Consider the following 24,817-nt stretch of genomic DNA (forward strand, 5'->3'; position numbering starts at 1 on the left):
GACGCAGGCGGCGCAGGCGACCCCACGCCGGCTACACTTCCACCTCATGACCCGAGCACCCCATCCGGACGCAAACCAGACAAAGCCCGATATTGTGGACCTCTTTGCAGGGCCGGGCGGCCTGGACATCGCGGCCGAGGTGCTCGGCTTGCCCACCATCGGCGTGGAATGGGAGGAGTCGACTCGAGCGACGCGGCACGCGGCAGGCCTACGCACGACCGAGGAACCGGATGTGGCGAAGGTCAACCCGCTCGACCCCGAGGTCGCCTCGGCTCGCATTCTCACCGGCGGTCCGCCCTGCCAGACGTACTCGGTGGCGGGCAACCGCGAGGGGCACAAGGCCCTGGAAGAGGTGAAGGACCTCGCCGAGCGCGTGGGGCAGAGCCGGAACGTCAAGGATCTCGAACGGGCCTGGGCCGAGGTGAACCGGAGAGCCCAGGAACTGTCGTGGGCCGACGAGCGGACCGGACTCGTACTGCAACCTCTACGGTGGATCGTCGAGAAGAAGCTCAAGGCCGACCCCTACGAGGTGGTGGTCCTGGAACAGGTACCCACCGTCCTGCCGGTCTGGAAGAAGTACTGCGACATCCTTCGCGAGCTGGGCTACGACGCAGACTGCCACATCCTGCACACCGAGGAGTACGGCGTACCGCAGACGCGGCGCCGGGCGGTACTGATCGCCCGCCACCGGGGAACCGCAGGGCAGGGCGTGGACTTCCCTCCCCTCACACATCAGCGCTATCGCAAGGGGGCGAAGCGACTCGCTCCGCAGGAACCGGAAGCACCGAGCCCCGCGGTACACCAGAGCCCCCTCTTCGACCCTCCGACCCAGCCCCGCGGGCGGCTGGAGCCGTGGGTCTCCATGCGCGACGCCCTCATGGACACACGGTCCACGGACTTCGTCGTTCGCTCCAACTACGGATCGGGAGGCGACCCCAAGAAGCGAGGGCTCCGCACCTCCGACACGCCGGCCGCCACGGTCACCGGCAAGGTGAGCCGGAACAAGCTGTACGACCTCAAGGGGTTCGACGAGAACGGCGAGCCCGAACTGGGTCCGGAACAGGATCGTTTCTCACTCCGCGAGGCCGGCCTGCTCCAGACGTTCCCGGTCGAGTACCCCTGGCGGGGCACCGACGTCGCGCAGCAGATCGGCAACGCGATCCCGCCGCTCCTGGCCATCCACATCCTGTGCACGGCACTGCGCCTGGGCGAAAGTCGGAAGCAGCGGGCCATCGGAGCACTCAAGACCTGGCGACCTCCCCACGCGCGCATGGACGTCGGAGCTTGACCACTTGAGTCACTACAAAAGGCGCATTCACCTCACAATTTGACAGCCCCCTCGATGTCAAATCAAATTGAACACGCGTTGTGCCGCCACCATCCTGACCTGCGACTTCACAAATAGATAGGATCATTCCGCCGAGTCTTTCGGCTTGCATCAACAGGTGCGCGAAACTTACGATCCAAGCTCAGATGGCTCGTGACCCTCCAGGTCGTCACGAGAAACAGCGCTCGCGCTTCAAGAATGAAGGCCCGGCATGGACTGCCATCCATACCGGGCCGCATTCGGAGCGTTCCATGTCAGGTGGGTTCGGCCGTCCATCAACCGGTCGCACTCACTTGACGAGCGCTACGGCCGAACTCCGGCCCGCTAGCGGGCGGCCACCTGACTCACGCATCCTGCGACTGCCGTAATCGTCGACAGGACAGCCAGCAGGACGGGGATCCACCAATCCGGATCCCGCCTCTTCTTCCTGGGCCCCTTGCGACTACCGCCCATCGCGGCTCAACTCCTTACCCGGGCTGCTGTCAGCCTGCCTGGTGGCAAGACTGACGCCTCGGTACCCAGCCGAGGCGATCGGGGCCGGGGGGGAGTCAAGTTGCGCTACACCTTACCGCCCTTGATCCAACTCGCAGAACCCTTTCTCCGGGCTACCTGCAAACAGCAGTCAAGCAGGTAGTGAGATACATCACTTTGACGTTCCAACACATGGGGAGCCTCGGGTGTCATCCGCTCAGATCCCAGCGGGTGACGAGGAGTTCGGTCGGGACGATCAGTCCACCTCCGTCTCCTCGTGGTTCTCTTCCCTTCCTCGCACCCTCGCTTCCTCGAACAGCTCCGAGAAGTGATTCGTCAGGCGCTCCACCGAGTCCTCCGGGGCACGCCCGTCGGCCGGGCCCGCGGGAAGAGCGCGGTGGAGCACCGTGCCGCCCTGTTCCCCCTCGTCGATCCATCGGCGCACGGCGCCGGCATCCCGCTGTACGTCAGGCGCGATGACGTCGTACATGAGAGTCGCGGCCGCCGCGTTGACGGCCTTGCCCAAGGCGTTCGCCTCACGGCCCGTCCGCACGACACCACGTTGCAGCAGCCGCACCAGCGCTTGCGCCGTCGGCCGGTGGTCGATGACGTCCAACCGCAACACCGTGTTCAGCATGTCCTGGTTTCCGCAAGCCGCTACGACGGGCTCGTAGTCGGGCCCGTCGCGGAACAGCTCGGCCGACCACCAGAGCCTCGCGAGGGCCTGCTTGTAGTGAGGGCCCTTGAAGTACCGGGCATTGACGGTCTTGCGCTTCTCCGAGAAATGCCGCCAGACCACGAAGTCGGGAGCGACGCCGAGGGCCAAGTAGTTCCACAGCGCGGGATCCGCCGCTTCCGCACGCGTCAGACGCAGAACCGCATGGAGACGGGGGGCGAGCCAGGCGTCCGCCTGAGTCGGGCTGTGGTCCTTGTGCATGTACATCGCGTCGTCGATCAGGTCCCGAACCGGACCCGTTCGCCGGCGGGGACTCTCGGGCAGCGGCTCGGTCGACTGGTTGAGGGCGATGTAGGGAACGTTGTCCTTCCCCGAGAGCACCCCGTCCGTGATGAACTGCGCCGCCTCCTCGTCGGCGAGCCGAGCCAGGAACTCCTGCAGGTGGTCGGGCTTCTCCGTCATGCCTCATCCTCACGCTTGAGCTTCTCCAGGCCGCGTACGGTCTCCAGAAGCGCCCGCGGCACCTCGGCCCTGCGCATCGCCGCGTACTGGATGCGCGGCTGCAGTTCCGCCCATCCGGTCGCGCCCACACGCCTGCGATGCACCTCACGCAGCGCGTCCTCGAGTGTCCGGTCGGGCACGACGTCGGCCAGCATCTCCCTGAGCACCTCGCCCTGCCACCCGTACGGGAACAGCGGAGTGCCGTCGGCCTCGATCTCCAGGTCACCGATGGCCGAGTGGAACACGGCGATCCAGACGTCCGCGGCCATCTGGGACACCATCATCGCGTTGACCAGGCCTTCGGGGCCCCGCCCTTCGGCTTCGAGGACATCCGTCATGCCCTCGAAGTCGGTGTTGATGTGAACGGTGGGCAATGCCCCCGACGTGTTCACGATCCACGGCGCGTCGGTGAAGTTCTGCAGCCGGCGTGGCCCCTTGGCGAACCCGACCTCCTTGATCTCGAAGCTCTGCTCCCGGGTCGGGACGTCGCTCCCGACGTCGATGATCCAGTCGTCCGACGCTTCCCCGACGATGCGCCCGGGCACCCCCTCGACCGTCGCGACGACCTGAACCGTCAGGTCGGCACGGTCGGAGAGGTCGGAGCGGAGCATCTGCAGTTCACCGCGCCATTCGCGGCCACTCTCCGCATCGGAGGCGAGCCTGGACGTGACCCGGGTGTTCGTGCTCCGGTCCGTCAGCACGGCGACCACGGCGATGTCGGACCACGGAGCCCCCGGCTCGGTCGCCTTCGAGGGAATCGTCGCCGAGACGGTCAGGGTGGCGGTGTCCCAGTCCTCCGTCTCCGCCATACCCAGCGCGACGACACGTTCGACCACGGAACGTGCACGGGAGTCGAGTTGCTCGCGGGACCGCTCGGGTGCCTTCACACGCGCCGCGTCGACCCGCAACGAGACCGTGCCGCGCAGCCGCGGATACGGGAACACCTTCATGACGCCGACTCCCCTTCACCGGTGCGCAGTTCGACGACAAGACCACTGAGACTCGTCCGGACGGCGTGTGTGGTGGGGTCGGTCACTCCGCGGAACGTCGCCGTGCCCGAGGCGGAGAATCGAAGAGCTCCGTCCACCACCTGGCAGTTGTCCACTCCCACGAGTTCGGCCCACGCGATGCCGGGACGTGGGCCGGAGCGCACGTCGAACTTGGCCACCGGCACGAGGCGCCAGTCCCGGCCGCCGGCAGGGACCTTGATCTCGCCGATGACCTGCCAAGCGCCTCCTTCAAGTATCTGGGCGTCCAGCTCCTCGAGCACCGGCATGGTCGCCGCCGACAATCGCCTCCGCTTCTTCGTCGCACCGACGGTCAACGTCCGGGCCAGGCGCCCGCCCCCCTGCTTGGACCCCTTCTTGGGGCGAGCGACCAAGGCCTTGATCGCGGAGTTGGTCTCACGGGTGAGGCCGCTGATCCGACGGAACGCCGAGGGCGAGTAGGTGAGCGTCAGCTCTTCGGTCTGTCCCCACTTGTTGTGCTCCGGAGGCTCGGCGGCACGCAGGAACTGCTCGGCCTCGGCTGCGAACGGGGCCTGCATTCCTGCGGCTTCGCCCGTCAGCAGGACAGCCTGAAAGGGGTTGACGGACAGGGGCAGGCCCGGAACAGCGGTGTCCCGTACCGTCATGCGGTTACCGCGCATGGCCACGACACGATTGGGTTTGTCGTCCGCGTCCTCGGCGTTCGTCACCAGGAGCACTGCGCGATGTTCTCCCATGGAGACTCGTTTGCCGCCGCGGGCGGGCAGGTTGAGGGGCACGGTGGTCGCGGCGACCTGCCCGGACTCCGTGAGATGCTCCACGGTCGTGCCGTCGAGGAAGGCCTTCAAGGCCCGCGTGCGGGAAGGCTGCGTGACCATGGGATCCACGCGCTTCTCCTCGATGACCACGGCCCCGTTGCGCAGGGTACGCACGGATGCCTCCAGAAGCGGCAGACGGTCGCCCCCACCCACCATCGCGGCCCAGAAGTTCGTGCCCAAAGCATGTACGAGCCTGCGATGCATCCGCTGGATGCTGTCGTCGTCCTCGGCCTCGTCGCCCTCGGCGGCAGAGCTGTCGTCGGCGAGGCTCGCCACGTCATGAGCCCCGACGATCAGGAACGACGTGCCGGGCTCACCGCTCTCGCGCGTGAGGTGGAGGGATTCGACGGCCTCCTCGTCCGCCCACCAGGAGCGCACCACTTTGGCCCCGGGTCGGTCGGGGTCGGGCCGACCCAACCAGGCCGGCCCGGCACAGGGCTCGCCGTTCACCTGACGCCACGGCAGATCGAGGCGCCCGATCACACGGCGCTCGGTACGACCCTCGTGCGGCTCGGACAACGTGGAGTTGATGAGCACGAGGCCGAGCCGGCTGGTCGCCCACAGGGTCGCCTTGCCGAGACCGTACGAACCCCCCGCGGTGCTCACGGACTTGTGGCTGTCGAGCTGACGCCTGACCACCGCCGCGAAGCGGCCGTCACCGTAATCGTCGCCGGTCAGGCCTGCCGCGTTGTAGTCGTCCACCCGCAGCAGCACCAGGCGGTCGTGCTCGTACATGTCGCGCAGCCCCGCGTCGATGACCCGACCGACCTTGTTGTCCTGTGCGCGCGAAGCCTCGTAGTGTGGGTAGAGGTCGTCCCAGTGGATCGCCTCACGGAACCGCGCGAGTGTCTCCCCGGTCAGCTCGTGCAGGGTGTAGCGCACGCGCACCGGTTGCCCATGGGTCGTGAGTCGCTCGTCGAGGCTGTTCTGGCAGGTCTCCCGCGCCAGCACCGACACGTCGGCATCGAAGGCGAACGCGGCGGCATTGCCCAACTCCCGCCCCCCATCGACGTGTCCCGGGCGGTGGTACCAGCCGACAGGGAGGCCGGCCTGGGTGTCGGTGGTGCGGGTGTGCACCGTGGCCAGGTCGGTGTTCAAGGCCTGGGCGATGCGGTCGATCGTCTCGGGACGCGGAGTCGCTCTTCCGGTGATCCACGCCGAGACGGCCGCGCGCGTCACCTTCACGGTCTGAGCCAGCTCGGTCTGCGTCATGTCGACGAGCTTCAACTGCCGTGCCAGCCATGGACCGAAGTCCTCGCCTGCTTCCACGGTCACCTGCTCTCGGGGCCTGCTCCACTTGCGTCGGACAGCACCACCCTACCGGCCCCTTTGACAGCACACGATCCGTCAAAGGACATTTGACAGCGCCCCGGACGCCAGGACACCCATACCGCCAGCAGTTCACCCGGAATCATCCACAGTTGTCCGTTTCCCTGTCCGGTAAGCACCCCACCGGAAAGCACCCTTGCGCATCCTCGACATGGCCGAGTACGGTCCCCGAAGCGGCCTCATCCGCATCGGAAGAAACCATTCTCCGATCGCTTTGGCAGACGTGTGCCTTCTTCTCCTCCCCAGGCTTCTCGGTCGCAATTCCCGCCCCGGAGAGTGCAGGCCGCAGTGCAGAATTGCCACCCCTCGAGTGAGACCTTCCGCCGGACTTCGGAAAATCCACCTCGAAAAACCGGAACCGCTGCCACAGCAGCAACGTCCATGCCATCATCCCTACACCGCCAATGGCCTGACGCAACATCAGTTCGGTGAACGTCTCGACACCGCAGTCGCCCTCAATTCCCATCCCCATGCAGGTCATCGTCCAGGATCGGAGTCCCGTGCCTCCCGAACCGACCCCCGTGATCAAGGCCGTTGTCGACCAGTCCTCGCGCGTTCTCAGGACGTACGCCGTCGATCCCGGTCTCATTCCGGAGCATGCGAACGGAGAAAGGCGGATCACCCAGGGCGGATACGGCGACCGACAGCTCTTCGAACTCGTGCAGAACGCCGCGGACGAAATCGCCGCCGAGCCCGGGGGCTGCGTTCACGTCGTTCTGACGGACACCCATCTCTACTGTGCGAACGAGGGCACCCCTGTCACCGCCGAAGGTGCCGAGACGATTCTCCGGATGAGCATGTCGCGCAAGCGCGGCGGCCAGATCGGCCGGTTCGGCGTGGGTGTGAAGTCCGTGCTCGTCGTGACCGACGCCCCTCAATTCTTCGGCAGCACCGGCTCCTTCGGCTTCGATCGCGAGTGGGCGCACGAGCAGATCCGTTCCGTTCCCGAGGTCACGGCTCGTCTCGGCGAGGAGTTCGAGTCTCCTGTGCTCCGCATGGCTCGCCCGTTGGACGAAGCCGCCGAGCGCTCCGCCGACCCCGTGCTCGACGGACTCCTGGGATGGGCCACCACCGTCGTGCGCCTGCCGCTGCTCGACGGAGCCGCCGATCGACTGGGGCAGGACATGCACGGAGGACCCTCGGGCGGCCGAGAGGAGTTCCCCGTCGGGTTCCAGCTCTTCTCACCACACGTCGCCAAGGTGATCCTCGAGGACCGTCGTCCACGCCCCGTCGTGCGACGGACCCTCACGGTCGAGCGTGACCAGGAGCTGCACACCGTGTGCGAGTTGTCGCCCGGCCGGCCCTCCTCGACCACCAGATGGCGGGTGTTCACCCTCACCCACGAGCCCACCGCCGCCGCCCGCTCCAGCGCAGGAGAGTTGCACGACCGGGTCTCCCTCGACATCTCGTGGGCCGTACCCGAGTATGTGAAGGAGGCCACCGGACTCCTGGCCACCTTCAAGGGCCGGGGTCGATTCTGGTCGTTCTTCCCCACCAAGTACGAGATGACGCTGAGCGGAATCCTCAACGGTGCCTGGAAGACCAACGAGGACCGCCAGAACCTCCTGGACTCCTCCCCGTTCAACCAGGAGATGATCCAGGTGGCCGCCCGTCTGGTGGTCGAGTCGCTGCCCAAGCTGGCTCCCGCCGACGACCCGGCCGCCTATCTCCCGCTTCTCCCCGGACGTTCTCGTGAGTCCGAGACGGTCAGCTGGGCCGACCGCCATCTCACCGAGCAGATCTGGGAGGCCACCGCACACCGTCCGTCGCTCCCGGACCAGGACGGACGACTGCAGGTCCCGCGCGATCTGAACATCCACCCGTCGCTCGGCAAGGACAACAAGTCCCTGGTCCGCTGGCTCACGCTGTGGAACTCGTACCCTGGCCGACCCGCGAACTGGCTGCACCCGTCGGTGGAGGCCACCGACGTCCGCTCCGGCAAGGTGGAGCACATCCTCAAGGCCGCCAAGCGCGAACGCGCCTCGGTCCGGGAGTGGTTGGAGGCACTGGTCGCCGACGGATCCGCCGAGGCGTCCGCCATCGCTGTCCGTGTCGTCGCCGACATGATCCAGTCGTCCTCGCCGTACGCGGACGAGGCTCGCGCCGCAAGGGTCGTGCTGACCGAGGAACACGGCATGGTGGCCCCGGTCGTCGGCAAGGTGTTCCGCCGCGCCGATCAGGACGGACTGCGTGAGTCCCTCGTCTACGTCGACAGCGCGCTGTCCGACGACCCCTCGCTCGCAAGTGCGCTCACCCTGGTCGGCATCCGCGAGGCCGACGTGCGAGGCCGCTTCGTCAGCGTCCTGGAGCAGGGGTTCGCCTCGTACGGCCCTCAGGAGTGGATCCGCTTCTGGGAACTGTTCCACCAGGCCGGCAGCGGCCTGCTGTCGCACGAGGTACAGCGGCGCGTGCCCGATCCTTCGGCGACTCTGCACGTACGCACCTCGGACGGTCGCTTCCGCCCGATGCGGGACTGTCTGCTGCCCGGTCCGGTCGTCACACCGGAATCGGACCCCTCGATCACCGTGGACGCCCGATTCCACTCCGACGACATGACCCTCTTCCGCGAAGTGGGGCTGCGTGACCGGCCCAAGGGGGGCTACCGGCCGGAGGGCGAGCCGTGGTTCGAGCAGTACCGGGAGGCCATGCACAGGGCCTACTGCGCGGCCCTGCCCGATCAGGCGTCCCGCCCCGCACTCGCCAAGATCAAGCTGGAGGGCGCTGCGATCGGCGGACCGTTGCATCTGCTGCCTCAGCTCTCGGACCGGGCCCGCGCCGACTTCCTGGAGCTGTTGCCCGAGGACGCCCTCGTCGACAACTGGACGCTGCAGGTGGGGGCACAGGTCGGCACCCGACGGGCCGTACCCTCGCCCGTCCGCTGGATGCTCAAGCGGCACGGCCTCGTCCTCACCTCGCAGGGCCTGCGCCGCGTCACCGAGGCGGTCGGTCCGCAGCTCTCCGCGTACGGGGACGTGCTGCCGGTGGCTCGGATCAGCACCGAGAAGGCCCGCAAGCTCCGCCTCGCCGCCGGCGTCGAGGCGGTGCCCGACTCGTTCTGGAGCCAGCTTCTGGACAAGCTGCAGCACAGCGAGGACGACGCTTTCGTCGGCAACACGTACGTGCTGCTGACGCGCCTGGAGGTGTCCTTCCCCGAGGACACCCTCACCCGGTGTCGCATCGGCGACGAGTGGGGTACGCGCCCCGACGGCGAGATCGCCGTAGCCTCGTCGCAGGAGGAGTATCGGGCGCTGCGGGCCGAACGACTGCCCGCCCTGTCGGCCGCGTCGGCCGAGGACGCCGAGCTGCTCGTGAAGCAGTGGGGGATGCTGCCGTACGCCGATGTGATCAGCCGCGAGATCCGGTACGAGCCGGCCGGTGAGTCGATACCGCTCAAGGAAGCGTTTCCCACGCTGCGGCAGCTGCGCGGTTCACAGGTGGACCAGTACACGCTCCAGAGGTGCAAGGTCCTCGAAGAGGTGACGCGCAGTCCCAACGGCATGCGCCCCAAGACCCTGAACAGCAGCCTGCAGGGCGCAGTGATCCTCGTCCTCGAACCGGCCACACCTCTGGAGGCCGTGATGGCGGTGGACCGCGAACTCCACTGGCGAATGGGCGAGTCCGGTTGCCGACAGCTGCTGGAGGTTCAGCAGCGCCAGGAGCAGGACCAGAAGGTCAAGAACGCGCTGAAGGCCGTGCGTGAGGCCGACGACGTGGTGGCCAAGCTCCTGCTGCTACTGGGCGCCGAAGCCCTACGGGATCGTCTGCCGGCAGGGCTGATGGACGGTGAGCGCGCGGAGAACGGCGGATCCGAGCCCGAAGACCACCGCGTCGCGCAGATGGCGTTCAACGCGCATGGCGACAGCATCCTGCAGGTGCACGCCCGCGACCTGCAGAACGTCTATCCGAGCCACGCCCCGGCGTCGTTCACGGGCGCCTCCACGGCAGTGGCCTTCGTGGCGGACCTCCGCTTCCCGGACGCCTTCGCCGGTTTCAAGGCACCGTCGTTGGAGCCGCGGATCGATGTGGACGGGCCGCGGCGCTTCCCCCGTCTGCACGACTACCAGGAGCGCCTGGCCGCGAACGTCTTCGCGATGTTGGACCGCATCGTCCCTCAGCGCGGAATGCTGTCCCTGCCGACCGGCGCCGGTAAGACGCGTGTCACGGCCGAGGCGGTGATCCGTTGGGTGAAGCAGGTGGGGCAGCTCGACGGACCGATCCTGTGGATCGCCCAGACCGAGGAGTTGTGCGAGCAGGCGGTGCAGAGTTGGAAGTTCGTCTGGGAGAAGGTCGGCGCGGAGACGCCGCTGGCGATCAACCGGTTGTGGTCGACGAACGAGGCGAGTCTGGTCGGCGACCGACCGCAGTTGGTCGTCGCCACCGACGCCAAGCTCCAGCAGCCGAACTGCCTCGCGGCCGACGCCTATGCATGGCTGCGGGACGCGGCCCTCGTCATCGTCGACGAGGCGCACACCGCCATCACACCTCGCTATACCGAGATCCTCACGCACCTGGGCCTGACGGCCTCCCGCACCGAACGTCATCTCCTGGGTCTGACCGCGACGCCCTTCCGCAACACCAACCAGGAGGAGACGCGCCGCCTGATCAATCGCTTCGGTGGTCGGCGTCTGGACGAAGGCGTCTTCCCGGACGGGGATGCCTACGCCGAGCTGCAGCGACTCAAGATGCTGGCACAGGTCGAGCATCGGATCCTGCAAGGCGGCACGATCACCCTGAAGCCCGAGGAGAAGCAACGCGCCCAGCAGTTGAGTCTCCTGTCCAGGGCAGCCGAGCAGCGGCTGGCCGACGACCACGACCGCAACGCCCGCATCCTGGCCGAGATCTCGGACATGCCGCGGGACTGGCCGGTGCTGGTGTTCGCCACCTCGGTCGACCATGCCAAGTACCTGGCAGCGAAGCTCCGTGACCGGAACGTCACCGCCACCGCGGTCGACTCCACGACGTCGTCCCACGACCGCCGTCGACGCATCGACGACTTCCGAGCGGGCCGCACTCGCGTGCTCACCAACTACGGCGTGCTCACTCAGGGCTTCGATGCGCCCGCCACTCGAGCCGTCGTGGTCGCGCGCCCGGTCTACAGCCCCAACATGTACCAGCAGATGATCGGACGCGGCCTGCGCGGTCCCCTCAACGGTGGCAAGGAGACCTGCCTGATCCTCAACGTCAGGGACAACATCCAGAACTTCGACACCGCCCTGGCCTTCACCCAGTTCGAGCACCTGTGGAGCAGCAAGTGACCGACCCCTACGGCGACAGTCCTCGGCTCACCGACGAGCAGCGGGCCGTCGTCGCCCTTCCCTGGGACACTCGACTCCTCGTCACCGCGGGAGCCGGCTCGGGCAAGACCCATACGGTGGTGCGGCGTCTCGACGCCTTGGTGGGACACGAGGACCCCGAGGAGGTGCTGGAGGCGGGCGACATCCTCGTCCTGAGCTTCTCCCACGCCGCCGTCCGTGAGCTGCGGGACCGGATCGCCCGACATGGCGACCGAGCCCGCAGGGTTCGGGTCCAGACCTTCGACTCGTGGGCGTACCAATTGCTCGTGTCGGCCTACCCGGACGAGGATTGGACGGCCCTCGGCTTCGACGAGCGCATCCGCGCGGCCACGAACGCGATCATGAAGGGCGCGGTGGAAGCAGGAGAGCTGGGCGCTCCCTCACATGTGGTGATCGACGAGGCGCAGGATCTCGTCGGCGATCGAAGGGACTTGGTGGAGACCCTGCTCGATCGCTTCCAGCGTTCGTGCGGATTCACCGTGGTCGGCGACTCGGCCCAGGGCATCTACGGCTTCCAGATCGAGGACCCGTCGGATCGTGCCGGAGAGACGGATCGGTTCTTCACCTGGCTGCGAACGTCCTACGACGACCTCGTCGAACTCGAACTGACCGAGAACTTCCGAGCGAAGAGCCCCGAGGCGCGCACGGCTCTCACCGTGAGCGACCAGCTGCAGCGCCTGGCCGTCTCCACGGGCGGCCAGGAGGCCGCGGCCGCGGTGCTCCACGACGAGCTGCGCGACCGGCTGCTCGACCTGCCGGGCCTGGGCGACCTGGCCGATGAATTCACGCTGAATACGTTGAAGGCGTACCCCGACACCTGTGCCATTCTCACGCGCGACAACCGTCAGGCGCTCGCCGTCTCCGAACTCCTCCACGAGCAAGGCGTGGATCACGCACTCAAGCGTTCGCTGCAGGACCGGCCCGTGCCGTCCTGGGTCGCCGAACTGCTGCGCCGTGCCGGGTCGTCGACGCTCACGGAGGCCCGCTTCCTGGAACTGCTCGGCGGGATCCCGCTGCCCACGGGCGTGGAGCCGCAGCGTTGCTGGCGATCGTTGCGTGCCGTGACTCGACGCACCGGCCGGGGCCTTGTCGACGTGACCGCCGTGGGGCGTCTGGTGGCCGAGGGACGGTTCCCCGACGATCTGACCGACCCGGAGACGGCTCGGTTGACCGTCTCGACGGTGCACCGGGCCAAGGGCCTGGAGTACGACCGGGTGCTCCTCCTGTCACCGCCGTCCGTCGCGGAGCTGCGCCGAGCGCACGAGGACCTCGACATACCGGCAGAGGCGCGGGCCCTGTACGTCGCCATGACGCGAGCCCGCCAGGACCTGTACCACGTGACCGGTCCCGACACCTCCCGTATACGGCGTCACCGTTCCACCGGCCGTTGGTACCTGGGTGGTTGGAGGAAGCATGAGCGCTACGGCGTCCAGGTCATGCCGGGAGACATCCACCGCGGGCAGCCTCCTGGCCCGTACGACGCGGACGTGTCCGCCGTGGAGACACAGACCTACCTCCTCGAGCAGGTTCGTCCAGGCGATGCGGTGACGCTTCGGATGCGCCACGCGCTCCCCACGGGTCCGGACCAGAGTCCGCCCTACGACCTGGTCCACCGCGACCGGATCGTCGGCGAGGTCTCCGAGCGCTTCCGTCGGGACCTGTACGCGGTGGAGATGATCTCGCGCTCGTGGGACGTCACCTGGCCGGCGGAGATCGTGGACCTGCGGGTGGACACGCTGGAGACGGTGGCGGGCAGCACGGCGGCCGGCGCGAACGCGGGGGTCGGCGGCAACGGGGTGTGGATCGCCCCTCGTATCACCGGAATCGGTCGGCATCTGCGCGGCGAACGCGCCGGGGAGGAACAGGGATGACGCACAGGACCAGCCCGCACACCGAGCACTACCGGGTCCGTGAGGCACTGGTGACCCGACTGCGCCGCGAGCTTCTCGGTCCGGACGTCGAGGCAGGGGACGACCCGGCCGAGATCCTCACCCAGGACGCCCCGATCACTCGCTATCCGATCGGTGTCCTTTTCCCCCGGGCCGCCGACGCCGACGGCCGCCGACGGCAGGAGGAGGACACCGCCGAGCAGGAGGGCCCGGAGCCCCCGCTGCTCGGCAACGACAGCTCGGAGGACACCGGCCCCTCCTTCGAACCTCCGGTGTCGGGTGACCGTCGCCCGTCGGCCATGGGTCTCACCTTCGCCGTCGCCCCCGAGATCAGCTCCGAGATCGTGGTCTCCGCGAGAGCCGCTGTGTACGTCCCGGTGGACGCCGCGGGCCGGACGGTTGCGGCCCGGCACGCGGAGGCCAGGACCACGGTCGAACAGCGCGAGCATTGGCAGCGTCGGGAACTGGAGCTGTCGGACACGCCGATCGATGTCACCCGGCCCGAGGTTCACGAGCTGGGCCTTGCCACCGGCCGGGTGAAGCTGCACGTCCTCGTCCGACCGGCGGACGCATCCTCCGGCACGGTGACCGTCACGGTGACGTTGATCAACCTGCAGGTCGTGGGTGAGCGGGAACTCCAGGACGCCTTCGCCCTGTTCCAGCCCGGTCTCCGGGTCCGTGCGGTCAACGGTGCGTCCGCATTCGTCGAACGCTCCCCCGACGTCCCCGCCGCCGACCTGGAGCTGGCCGCGAGCCGCCTGCTGTACCGCCATGCCCCGACCTTCGCAGTGGGTCATGGCTGCTCCGCCCACTGGCACTGGACGCCGCCACAGGTCGGTCTGACCGACATAGAGCGTGCCGCGGTCAGCGAGGTCCGCTCTGAGTTCCTGCCCACCCACGAGGTGCTGCTGACCGACTCCAACCCGGAGATCGACAGCTCGGCGCTCGGCATGCTCGGCCTCGCCGAACGCCCGGACACCGAGGTGCTGTCCGCGTTGCGCGGGCTGGCCCTCGGATACGAGCAGTGGATCGAGGCCAAGGCATCGGAGGCCACCGCTCTCGCCGGAACCCCCTACCAGGATGCGGCGCATGCGCAGCTCGACGCCTGCCGCGAAGCCCTCGGCCGGATGCGTGAGGGCATCCGGGCCCTGGCGGACGAACCGGATGTCATGGAAGCCTTCCGACTGGCCAATCGGGCAATGGCGGAGCAGCGCGCGCGAAGCGCCTGGGTGAAGGGCGGCCGTGTGGGTGCGCCCGACCTCTCGGTCCAGCGCTGGCGACCGTTCCAGATCGCGTTCATTCTGTTGTGCCTCCGCGGTATCGACGACCCGAAGCACCCCGACCGCAGGATCTCGGACCTGCTGTGGTTTCCCACCGGTGGTGGCAAGACCGAGGCCTACCTCGGCCTGATCGCCTTCACCACGTTCCTGCGCCGGCTGCGTCGGGGTGCCGACGGCGGCGGCGTCACCGTGCTCATGCGGTACACGCTGCGGCTGCTCACCCTCCAGCAGTTCGAGCGCGCCACGATCCTCATCTGCGCGATGGAGTCGATGCGCCGAGCCGCCCCCGAACGCCTGGGCCACGAAGGCATCTCCATCGGCATGTGGGTCGGCAGGTCGGCCACACCCAACGACCTGAAGACAGCCTCGGACAAACTGCTGAAACTGCGCGGCGGACAGAACCTGCAGACGGAGAACCCCGTGCAGCTCCACTCCTGTCCCTGGTGCGGGACGGCACTGGACGCTCACAACTACACGGTGGACGAGGACGACGTCCGCATGGATGTGCGCTGTCCCGGCCCGGATTGCGCATTCGCCTCCGGGCTACCCGTGCACGTGGTGGACCAGACCGTCTACAAGGCCCGCCCCACCCTCGTCATCGCCACGGTCGACAAGTTCGCGTCCATGCCGTGGCGCAAGCAGACGGCCGCGCTCTTCAACCGCGACCGCGTCAGCGACGACACCCCACCCCCGGAACTGATCGTCCAGGACGAACTCCACCTGATCTCAGGGCCGTTGGGCACACTGACCGGTCTGTACGAGACGGCTGTCGACGCTCTTGCCGACCGGCCGAAGGTGATCGCCTCCACAGCGACCATCCGTCGCGCGTCCGATCAGGGACGCAATCTCTTCGACCGGGACGTACGCCAGTTCCCGCCGGCCGGTCTGGACGCCCGGGACTCGTGGTTCGCCGTGGAGACCGACCGCAGGACCAAGGCCAGTCGACGCTACGTGGGCCTGCTCGCCCCCGCCACCAGCCAGTCCGTTCTCCTCATCCGCACGTACGCGGCCCTGCTGCATCAGGCCATGTGCGCGGAGACGAGCGACGAGGTCCGGGACGCGTACTGGACGTTGGTCGGTTACTTCAACAGCCTTCGTCTGCTGTCGGCCGCCGAACTCCAGGTGAACGACGACGTCGAGGACTACCTCAGGTTGCTCGCCGAACGGGACGGCACGGACGTACGTCTCTCCAACCGATACTCGGAGTTGACGAGCCGGGTGGACGCGAGCCTCATCCCCACCCGGCTCAAGGAGATCGAGAAGCGGTACCCGGATCCCGATGTCCGTGATGTCCTCCTGGCCACCAACATGATCGCCGTCGGCGTCGACGTGGACCGCCTCGGCCTGATGGCGTTGATGGGCCAGCCGCAGACCACGGCCGAGTACATCCAGGCGACCAGCCGCGTGGGCCGCGCCCATCCGGGGCTGGTGGCCGTGATGCTCAACTCCGCCCGGGCTCGCGACCGTTCGCACTACGAGAGCTTCCTGCACTTCCATTCCGCGCTCTATCGCGAGGTCGAGTCGACGTCCGTGACGCCGTTCTCCGCCCGGTCCCGTGACCGCGGCCTGCACGCCGTGGTCGTGGCCCTCGCCCGCATCCTCATCCCCGAGGCCCGGGAGAACGACGACGCCGGTCGGATCGAGGGGTACGTGGACCGCCTGTACACCGAGATCAAGCCGCTGCTGACGGATCGCGTCTCCCAGATCGCCCCCGAGGAGCTGCAGGACACCTCCGATGCCTTCGACGAGTTCGTCGACTGGTGGCAGGAGATGGCGGACGGCCACGGCGGCCTGTTGTACGAGCCCGTCCACGGCAATCTCACCCCCGCCCTGCTCAAGCCGTACGACGACGAGTCCGAGGACAACCGCGCATGGTCCACCCTGTGGAGCCTGCGCGACGTCGACGCCGAGTCCGCTCTCTTCCTGGAGGCTTCCAGATGACCCCACCCCGCGAGCGTCGCCGCCGTCGCGCCGACGGCGACTCGGCAGCGCCCCGTCTCGCCCTCCCCCGCCGTGGCGCTGTTCGTCGCGCGCAGATGATCACCACGTACGGTGTGGGGGCGCTGATCGCCGTCGACAACGAGTCGTTCATCGTCTCCGGCATCGACGACGCCTACCGAAGCTGGCCGCTCGACGAAGCACCGATCATCCACGAGCACCGTCTCGCCCGAGTCCTGGGTGTGAGCCACTTCCGGTTGCCCCCGGCCTCCAAGGACACGAGCAAGGACGGAGTACGCGTGCGACGGTTCCCACTGTGGCACTCGTGCCCGAGGTGTCAGTCCTTGCAACACGTACGAGGCTTCAATCCCCCGCCGGGCAAGAACGTGTGCACGGTCTGCGACGACGAGCCCCTCGTGCCGTCCCGCTTCGTCACGGCGTGCGAGGACGGGCACCTCGACGACTTCCCCTACTGGAAGTGGCTCCACCGCAAGAACCGCGAGGAAGGCTCCACCGGCCACTGCGGCGGCGAGATGGGCATGCGCTTCTCCGGCCAGAGCGCCTCGCTGCGCTCCATTCTCATCTCCTGCACGTGCGGTGTGCCGGAGGCCTCCATGGAAGGCGCCTTCCGCCGGTCGGCCCTCAGCGACCTCGGTGTGCGGTGCGAAGGCAAGCGGCCCTGGCTCAAGGACGCGCCCGCCGAGTTCTGCAGTCAGGCGCCCCGCACGCTCCAGCGTGGTTCGTCGGCGGTCTGGCAGCCGGTGCTGAAGTCCGCCCTGTCCATCCCCCCGTGGAGCGATGGCATTGCCGACAAGTTGGTGGGCCACTGGGAGCGTCTGCGCTCGCTCTCGTCCCGCGAGAAGATCGAGATCTACCTCATGGGAGCGTTCCAGGGTGACAACTCGATATCCCTCGACGCCGTCATGGCACTGCTGGAGGCCGAACAGGCGGAGGACTCGGCCGAGGAGGGCGCCGCGGACGCCAGGTCGGAGAACCGCTACCAGGCGCTGCGCCGCCAGGAGTACGAGCGGCTGTGCGCCGGCAACGCGCTGGGGGACAAGGGGCGCGACGAACAGTTCGTGTGCGAACCGCCCGTCTCCGACCCTGTGGTCCTCGCCCCGTACGGCGTCGAAAGGCCCATGCTGGTCAAGCGCCTGCGCGAGGTGCGAGCGCTCAAGGCGTTCACCCGCATCGCGGACCCGGAGTCCAGTTCCGAGGGTCACGAGGCGGCACTCTCCCTGACGCCGACCGACTGGCTCCCTGCCATGGAGGTACACGGTGAGGGCGTCTTCGTGCGTCTCGACGAGAACCGGCTGGACGACTGGACACGGTCGGTCGCGGTGGCAGCCCGTGTGGAGCGCATGCGCACCCACCACGACCGTGCGCTCAGGGAGCGGGCCGCCGACCCGGCGGAGGTGCCGCTCTCTCCGGCGACGCCCCGCATGGTGCTGCTGCACACCCTGGCACACGTGTTGATCAACGAGTGGAGCCTGGAGGCCGGTTATCCCGCTGCGGCACTCCGCGAGCGCCTGTACACGGACGCAGGCATGGCCGGGCTCCTCGTCTACACCGCGACCAGCGATTCTGCGGGGAGTCTCGGCGGCATGGTGACCCAGGGCGAGCCCGAACGCCTCGCCCAGGTGCTCCGCTCTGCGCTGCGGCGTGCCACTTGGTGCTCGGCCGACCCGCTGTGCGTCGAGGCACGGTCCGCGGGTGCGAACCTGGCGGCGTGCCACGCCTGCGTGATGCTCCCCGAGACGAGCTGCGAACACAACAACATCCTCCTCGACCGCGCGCTGCTCGTCGGCACCCCTGAGGATCCTCGCCTGGGCTTCTTCGCGAACATGCTGGAGCGCTGACACCGACGTCCGGCCGCCCGCAGGCCGGCCGGACAGAAGGCCGCAGTCGCTCCTACCGAAGAAATTTCCACCCCGCTGCTCCAGGCGTCTTCAGTCAGGGGGTGAGCTGGGTCGAGGACATCAAGACCGACGCGCTCTTCATCACCTCAGAGAAGAACGAACGAGACTTCTCCCCCAACGTTCGCTACAGGGACTACGCGATCAGCCCCACCCGTTACCACTGGGAGTCCCAGAACAGCACGTCCGAAAGGTCCCGGACGGGCTTGCGCTACCAGCACCACGCCGACCAAGGCAGCCAAGTTCTGCTGTTCCTGCGCCGTTACAAGGTGAACAGCATTGGTAAGCCCGAGCCCTGGATGCTCCTGGGCCCGGCCACCTACGTGAAGCACACTGGTAACAAGCCGATGGCGATCACTTGGGACCTGCAGCATGAGCTCCCCGCCGACGTGTGGTCTTACTCCGCCGCGATCACCAGCGGGTAAGCCTCTCGGCTTCCGCCTCGAAGCGTGTCTGGGCTCGGTCGACTACGTCGTCCGCGTCACGGCCAGGCGTATGCATCCAGCGGAGGAGCTCGCCGACGCGTCCGGATACCTCCCCGCAGTCTGCGTAACCGCCCGGACAGGCACCTCGTTCGGTACCCCAAAATCGTTTCCTCACGTGACGAGCACTTACACCCGCTGCTAGATCAACTACCCCACTACTGGAATATTTCCGTGGCGTCATGGACCCGCTCCTCCCAGCCGCCCTAACGTCCTCCCTGAGGCAGGGAGGGGCCCTGCCCGGCGCACAGGGCGGAACCATGACACGTGGAGATCTGACTCGGCTGACCGGGAACGGGAACGGGAACGGCCAGTGTGGGGGCGACGATTGCCCCAACGTGTACCGGACCGGCTCGGGGGCAATCGTGGTCCAAGGGAACTTGTCGCGCGCCTTCGATCCGCCGGAGGGCGAAGCACTCGTGGAGATCCCGGAGGCGGTCCTGAGGGAGGCTGTCCGTGCTCTTGGCTGGTGAGGACTGGCGGAGGGCTTTCGACGCCATGCAACAAGAGGCATGGCGTCTGGAAACTCTGCCCGTCTACCGCGTGCCGCAGGAGGAAGAGGCCGTGCGCCGATTCCTGGCCGGCGAGCCCGTGACGCGTGAAGCGACACAGCCTTGGTTCGATCGGGTCAAGGCGTACGTGACGAGCGGCCGCAGCGTTGGGCGAGTGCACATCATCGCGCAGCCTCTCTCGGACTACCTGCGCTTCGAGTTCGAGCACTACCGCCACAACGTTGAAGCCGGTGAGGCGATCCGCATCCTCGACGTGACCGATCGTCCCAACCCCCTAGACGGCGTTCAGGACTTCTGGATGTTCGACCGCTCTCGTATTGTGCTCATGAACTACGAGCCGGACGGGACTCAGATCGATCGGGAAATGTACGAAGGCGCCCCGGAACCATACCGGGAGTACCAGCGCATCGCCCTCACAGAATCGGTGCCCTTCGAGGAGTACGTGAAGGGCTTTGACGCTTGATCCTGAGCGGCTGGGAGAGTCGAAAGCCGACCTGGCCGAAACCCTGAGAACGCTGCGCAAGCGAGCCGGACTGTCCCAAGTCCGGCTCGCCAAGCGTTGCAATGTGTCACAGTCCAAGATCAGTAAAATCGAGACTGCCGAGATCACGCCGAGCCTGATCGACGTCGAGCTCATCCTGCGGGCGCTCGAAGCTCCAGAGGAACTGGTTACCGAAATAGCGGTGCTGGCGCGGCTAGCGAACACCGAGTGGCAACCCATCCGGTCGTCCTGGCGACGCGGACTTGAAAAGCGCCAGGCAGAATTGGCCACCCTGGAAGCTGAAGCCAAGAAGCTTCGGCTCTTTCTTCCTGCGATGATCACTGGATTGTTGGCTACTCCTGAATACATCCGTGCCAGCCTCGAGTACTCACCAGGAGACGTCGCCAAGACGGTGGCCCGAAAGTTGGAGCGTCAAGCGGTTCTGTACGACACCACGAAGCACTTCACCTTCCTGCTCACCGAGCAGGCCGTGCGCTGGGCCGCGATCCCTCCTCCAGCCATGGCTGTGCAGATCGATCGCCTAGCTTCGCTGTCCCATCTCCCCAACATACGGATCGGTCTCATACCCATGGGCACGGTCATAAGCCGTGGCCCCATGAACACTTTCACGGTCTACGACGACAGGCTTGCCACTGTCGAGACGTTCACCGGGCGGACCGTCTTCCGCGACTCTCGTGATATTGCCGAACATCTGGAAGTTTTCAAGCAGTACGAGGAGCAGGCGCGATTCGGAGACACAGCCCGGTCCCTTCTTCAAGAATGGGCGAGTCTCTACCGTTGATCTTTAGGAGCCAACGGGAATAAAGCTGGGATTTGCGCCACCGCCGGTGAATCATGTGTGCGTCATGAAAACCGGGGAGGATCAATGGAAATCAGGCTCTTTGTCGACAGCCCCCTCATGACCATTCGTGTCTCGTGGGACTCCGGGAAGACCTGGGGCCCAGAGCGTGCGGTGTTCGCCGTGGATGACCTTCCGCCCCTGATCACCGCCGAGTGGCCACCGTGTGCGTGTCAACGCTGCGACGGACGCGGCAAGAGCTCCAGGCGCTGAGGTATCGCGCCCCTCTCCCGCATGAACTCCCGTCCCGTCAGGGCGGCGGCGGTCGGTCATGGCCGCGATCAGATGAACAGGAAGGTGCAGTGATGTTGGACGGAAACAAGCTGTACGGGCTCGACATCAGCGGGGCCTCCTTCGTGAAGTCCTGTGGAGGGCCCTGTACCGAGGGGTGCGTGACGCTCGCCCGGATCGGCGATGACGCCTGGGCGCTGGGTGACAGCAAGCGGCCGGAGATGGAGCCGCTGCGGTTCACGACGGAGGAGCTGGCCGTGGCCGGCATCGATCCGGAGAGGTTCGGACTGTCCGTCTGATGCCCCTGGCCGGTCCCGGATTCCGCATGGAGGCCGGGACCGGCCCGCCCCTCGACCTTCGACGCCCGACAGGAACGACTGTGCATCACCACGGCTATCTATGGGTGGGAGCCAAAGAACGCTTCGATCAGGAAGCCCTACGGCGGCCTCCGCATCCCGAGCCGCCGCCGGCCGGATGCAAACCCGAGCTGATCCAGCGCTACCGCGAAGTCGCAGCGGAGTTCCCGGTCGTGGACCTTCCTCCGCTGGAGACGGCGTATTGGCTCGTCAAACCGCGATCACTGGTGCGTGGCACGTGGGCTGAGGCGAAGGACGCCGCCGCCTGGGTCGGGGCGCGTGTGGCCGAGTATGCGCCTCGGTTCGCCTCCGAATGGGAGCGGGACTTCGCCAAGCTCACGGTGCTGGTCAACTCGGCTGCCGGGAAACTGACTTCGGGTGATGACGTGGCACTCGGGTTCTATCTCGAACGCCCCTCGTACCTGTCGCTCGCGATAGTGACGTGTTCTCCGAACCGTGCGAGGCCTGAGCTGATGTGTCCCGTTGAACAAGGAGCGACGGTATGACCGGCTTGATTCCCTGGCAGGAGCGGCTGTCCAGCGGCACGGAAGACATCCAGGACGAAGTCGTCCACTGGTACCGGCAGACGCGGCACGGCAAGGCGTATGTGCCGGCGATGATCTGGGGCACACTCCAGACCGAGGCCTACGCGAGCGTGATCCTCCGGAAGGTCGTCGATTTCCTCGGCGTGCCAGACGACGTGGCAGCGGGTGTGGCCAAACGCATGGAGCGCCAACAGGTCTTGTACGACGGGGAGCATCACTACGACGTGATCCTCGGCGAGCAGGCCCTGTACACGAATGTCGGAGGGCCCGAGGTCATGCGAGGACAGATGGAGCGCCTGCTCCGCGACATCGCACTGCCCTCGCTCACGCTCGGCGTCCTCCCGACCGCCGCCGAGGTCAGTGTGGTCCCCTTTCCCGGCTTCAACCTGTTCAACCTGTACGACGGCGGGCGAGCGCACTATGAACTCGTTTCGTCCGGCGTGGACATCACGGATCCGGACGAACTCGCCCTTCATGAAAGGGCATTCGGCGCCTTGAGGAGCGCGGCCGACTATGGAGATGCCGCCTGCGCCCTGATCCGGAAAGCCCTGACCTATTGGAACAAGGCTGAGGCTCCGTCCTGACTCCGTCGACCTGCACGTCGTAGTAGTTGAGCAGTTCCGCCCCATTGCTCCGGTCGGGCGGTGCGCCGCTCGACGCGGTTGTGCTGACCGTAGGCGTCGCGGTCGGAGGGGCGCCGGCTGTCCGCCCGCGGCAAGGGCGAACTCGGTGGGACGGCTGGGCCGCTGGAGCCGGGATCATCTGTCGTATTAGCTGTTTGTAGTGGGTCGTGATGGTTTCGTCGTGTTTCCATCACCTGATCACGAAATCGGCGCGCCTCGGTGATTTGCGGGGTATTTTCTCACTAATCTCCATAACCGCAAGCGGTCGATCCGTCACCGACCGTATCCGCACCCACACCATGGAGATGACATGCACAAGCTTCGCAAGACCGCCGTCCTGGTCGCCGCCATCGGCAGCGTCGGGCTCCTGACCTCCGGCACCGCCTTCGCCGGTGGCGAGGGCGGCGGGGGCGGGAACAGCAGCGTCCTGCAGAGCGCCAACTGCCGGTCGCACGACCTGAACGTCGACGTCCTCGGCGAGGTCGGAATCCTCAACGGCGTGCTCGGCAACGCGCTCAACGGCGAGGGCGACCCGGGTGCGCAGTCCAGCCACCTCGGCTCGACCATGGGCTGCAACAGCAGCGCCTTCTAAAGAGGCCGGCAACCGTAAATCCCTGACGGCGGACAGCGGCAGCTGGCCAGGCGTCCGGTGGGCCGGCCGGCTTGCCCACCGCCGACACGGGGGATGCCGACCTTGTTCCGGCAACGGTCCGCATCCCCGGTGAATGACACAACAAATGGCAGATCAGCCGACAAGCCTCCCAGCAACGGGGGGCTTTTCGGCTTGGTCCAGCTCTCCGGGGAGAGTGGAGACTTGACACATCTCGACTCAGGTTCGGTTTCCTCGGTGGCCTGCGCGTTAGCCTCGGCCGCAGGCAGAAACAGAGGAGGCATTCGTGGCCAGGATTCCCAGTGCAGTTGTCGCCGCTACCGGGCTCGTCGGCGGGTACGGCGTCGCCCGTTGGACCAAGAAGCGGCAACTGGGCGGCGCCGTACTGGCCGTCGCGGGCGTCGCTGCCGCTCAGCAGTGGCGCAAGCAGGCCGGCGGGAAGGCCGCCGGTGCGCTGACAGCCGGATACATCGCCGCGTTCGCCGGATCCCACCCGCTGGCGAAGAAGGTCGGCGCCTGGCCGTCCGTCCTCGGCGTCGCCGGCGCCGTCGCCCTGGCCTCCTGGACCGTCGCCGACCGCAAGGCCTGAGAGGCCTCAGTGGAGTCCGGTCGGCGCGTCCCGGAGCCCGGCCGCCGCGCCCTCACCCCGGTCGCCCCTCCCCTCGCAACTCCCCCGCCCTGAACGCCCTCCGGTACGCCTGGGGGCTCGTCCCCACCACCCTCCGGAAGCGTTCGCGGAAGGCCGTCGGGGAGCCGAAGCCCGTCTGGGCCGCGATCCGTTCCACCGGGTACGGCGTCGTCTCCAGCAGATGCTGGGCCCGCCGCACCCGGGCCCGGTGCAGCCACTGCAAGGGCGTCGTGCCGGTCTGTTCACGGAAGCGGCGGTTGAGGGTACGGGTGCTCATGTCCGCCCGCGCCGCGATCTCGTCCACCGTCATATCGCGGTCGCAGTGGTCCTCCAGCCAGTGCAGCAGGGGCTCCAGGGTGGCACCCGACGGCGCCGGCGGCAGGTCGTGGACGATGAACTGCGCCTGCCCGCCCTCCCGTTCCAGCGGCATCACGGACATCCGGGCCGCGTGCGCGGCGACGGCCGAGCCGAAGTCCTTGCGGATCATGTGCAGGCACATGTCCAGCGCCGCCGCCGCGCCCGCCGACGTCAGGAACTGGCCGTTGTCGACGTAGAGGACGTTCGGGTCGACCGTCACCCTCGGATACAGCGCCGCCAGCCGGTCCGCCGCGTACCAGTGCGTCGTCGCGCGCAGACCGTCCAGCAGGCCCGTCGCCGCGAACAGGAAGGCGCCCACGCAGATCGAGGCGATCCGGGTGCCCCGCGAGGCCGCGGAGCGCAGCGCCTCGGCGACGCCCTCCGGCAACTCCGTCGGCAGCTCCGCCAGGCCCGGCAGAATGATCGTGTCCGCCTCCGCCAGGGCGCGCAGGCCGTACGGCGCCCGTACCGTGAAGGCGCCCGCGCTCACCTCCTCGCGCTCCGCGCACACCCGCACCCGGTACGGCTCCCGGCCGTCCGGCAGCCGCGCCCAGCCGAAGGTGTCGATGGGGGCGGAGAGGTCGAAGGGGACGACGCCGTCCAGCGCCAGTACGGCCACGGTGTGCATGGCGGGATCCTAGGGCTACGACGAATTGTGGCCAACAGCACCCATCAGCGTCGGAGAAGTGGATATCCCCCTGGACAGCC

The 24,817-nt window shown here is 67.5% G+C and carries 18 protein-coding genes and 1 pseudogene; 14 read left to right on the forward strand and 5 right to left on the reverse strand.

Annotated features, from left to right (window positions below):
• Positions 1-94: 94 nt before the first annotated feature.
• Positions 95-1,288: a DNA cytosine methyltransferase gene (locus IE277_RS05440; protein ID WP_229880671.1), complete on the forward strand. Its 1,194-nt coding sequence runs from the start codon at positions 95-97 to the stop codon at positions 1,286-1,288.
• 766 nt (positions 1,289-2,054) lie between these two features.
• Here IE277_RS05440 and IE277_RS05445 read toward each other — a convergent pair.
• The 4 genes from IE277_RS05445 to IE277_RS05460 form a co-directional block, all read right to left on the reverse strand.
• The gene (locus tag IE277_RS05445; protein ID WP_189948925.1) at positions 2,055-2,936 is read right to left on the reverse strand and encodes a DUF6339 family protein; all 882 of its coding nucleotides are present in this window, start codon (positions 2,934-2,936) and stop codon (positions 2,055-2,057) included.
• A complete protein-coding gene (locus IE277_RS05450; RefSeq protein WP_189948926.1) occupies positions 2,933-3,925 on the reverse strand; it encodes a hypothetical protein in 993 nt (330 codons plus the stop codon). The genes IE277_RS05445 and IE277_RS05450 overlap by 4 nt, the downstream gene beginning before the upstream one ends.
• On the reverse strand, positions 3,922-6,048 hold the full coding sequence (locus IE277_RS05455; RefSeq protein WP_189949240.1) for a helix-turn-helix domain-containing protein: 2,127 nt from the start codon (positions 6,046-6,048) through the stop codon (positions 3,922-3,924). The genes IE277_RS05450 and IE277_RS05455 overlap by 4 nt, the downstream gene beginning before the upstream one ends.
• A 142-nt stretch (positions 6,049-6,190) precedes the next feature.
• Positions 6,191-6,580 (reverse strand): hypothetical protein, encoded by a 390-nt coding sequence (locus IE277_RS05460; protein ID WP_189948927.1) that lies wholly within the window; start codon positions 6,578-6,580, stop codon positions 6,191-6,193.
• Between IE277_RS05460 and IE277_RS05465 the strand changes: the two genes are divergently transcribed.
• From IE277_RS05465 to IE277_RS05520, 13 genes and pseudogenes are all read left to right on the forward strand, one after another.
• Positions 6,579-11,363: a DEAD/DEAH box helicase gene (locus IE277_RS05465; protein WP_189948929.1), complete on the forward strand. Its 4,785-nt coding sequence runs from the start codon at positions 6,579-6,581 to the stop codon at positions 11,361-11,363. The genes IE277_RS05460 and IE277_RS05465 overlap by 2 nt on opposite strands.
• Positions 11,360-13,273: a UvrD-helicase domain-containing protein gene (locus IE277_RS05470; RefSeq protein ID WP_189948931.1), complete on the forward strand. Its 1,914-nt coding sequence runs from the start codon at positions 11,360-11,362 to the stop codon at positions 13,271-13,273. The genes IE277_RS05465 and IE277_RS05470 overlap by 4 nt, the downstream gene beginning before the upstream one ends.
• Positions 13,270-16,512 carry a helicase-related protein gene (locus IE277_RS05475; RefSeq protein ID WP_189948933.1) on the forward strand — a complete coding sequence of 1,081 codons (3,243 nt, stop codon included), beginning with the start codon at positions 13,270-13,272 and terminating at the stop codon, positions 16,510-16,512. Before IE277_RS05470 ends, IE277_RS05475 begins: the two co-directional genes overlap by 4 nt.
• On the forward strand, positions 16,509-18,368 hold the full coding sequence (gene drmB / locus IE277_RS05480; RefSeq protein ID WP_189948935.1) for an MrfA Zn-binding domain-containing protein: 1,860 nt from the start codon (positions 16,509-16,511) through the stop codon (positions 18,366-18,368). Before IE277_RS05475 ends, drmB begins: the two co-directional genes overlap by 4 nt.
• 80 nt (positions 18,369-18,448) lie before the next feature.
• Positions 18,449-18,850, forward strand: a pseudogene (locus IE277_RS05485) (DUF3427 domain-containing protein); the annotation flags it as partial.
• A 317-nt stretch (positions 18,851-19,167) separates the two neighbouring features.
• Positions 19,168-19,380 (forward strand): hypothetical protein, encoded by a 213-nt coding sequence (locus IE277_RS46955; RefSeq protein WP_229880800.1) that lies wholly within the window; start codon positions 19,168-19,170, stop codon positions 19,378-19,380.
• Complete coding sequence (locus IE277_RS05490; protein WP_189948937.1) at positions 19,364-19,882, forward strand: DUF6879 family protein; 519 nt, start codon at positions 19,364-19,366, stop codon at positions 19,880-19,882. The genes IE277_RS46955 and IE277_RS05490 overlap by 17 nt, the downstream gene beginning before the upstream one ends.
• Positions 19,872-20,702, forward strand: coding sequence for a helix-turn-helix domain-containing protein (locus tag IE277_RS05495; RefSeq protein ID WP_189948939.1), 831 nt, complete (start codon positions 19,872-19,874; stop codon positions 20,700-20,702). The genes IE277_RS05490 and IE277_RS05495 overlap by 11 nt, the downstream gene beginning before the upstream one ends.
• 362 nt (positions 20,703-21,064) lie before the next feature.
• Complete coding sequence (locus tag IE277_RS05500) at positions 21,065-21,289, forward strand: DUF397 domain-containing protein (RefSeq protein WP_189948940.1); 225 nt, start codon at positions 21,065-21,067, stop codon at positions 21,287-21,289.
• A gap of 80 nt (positions 21,290-21,369) precedes the next feature.
• Entirely contained in the window at positions 21,370-21,852 is a 483-nt protein-coding gene (locus IE277_RS05505) for a hypothetical protein (RefSeq protein ID WP_189948941.1), read from the forward strand.
• The gene (locus IE277_RS05510; protein WP_189948942.1) at positions 21,849-22,475 is read left to right on the forward strand and encodes a DUF5753 domain-containing protein; all 627 of its coding nucleotides are present in this window, start codon (positions 21,849-21,851) and stop codon (positions 22,473-22,475) included. Before IE277_RS05505 ends, IE277_RS05510 begins: the two co-directional genes overlap by 4 nt.
• A 349-nt stretch (positions 22,476-22,824) precedes the next feature.
• A complete protein-coding gene (locus IE277_RS05515; RefSeq protein WP_189948943.1) occupies positions 22,825-23,106 on the forward strand; it encodes a hypothetical protein in 282 nt (93 codons plus the stop codon).
• A gap of 304 nt (positions 23,107-23,410) precedes the next feature.
• The gene (locus IE277_RS05520) at positions 23,411-23,713 is read left to right on the forward strand and encodes a hypothetical protein (protein WP_189948944.1); all 303 of its coding nucleotides are present in this window, start codon (positions 23,411-23,413) and stop codon (positions 23,711-23,713) included.
• A 52-nt stretch (positions 23,714-23,765) separates the two neighbouring features.
• On the opposite strand, the gene IE277_RS05525 is transcribed toward IE277_RS05520, so the two are convergent.
• Positions 23,766-24,737, reverse strand: coding sequence for a GlxA family transcriptional regulator (locus IE277_RS05525; RefSeq protein ID WP_189948945.1), 972 nt, complete (start codon positions 24,735-24,737; stop codon positions 23,766-23,768).
• Between the last annotated feature and the right edge of the window lie 80 nt (positions 24,738-24,817).

The organism is Streptomyces alanosinicus (assembly GCF_014650595.1).
GTDB classification, from domain to species: domain Bacteria; phylum Actinomycetota; class Actinomycetes; order Streptomycetales; family Streptomycetaceae; genus Streptomyces; species Streptomyces alanosinicus.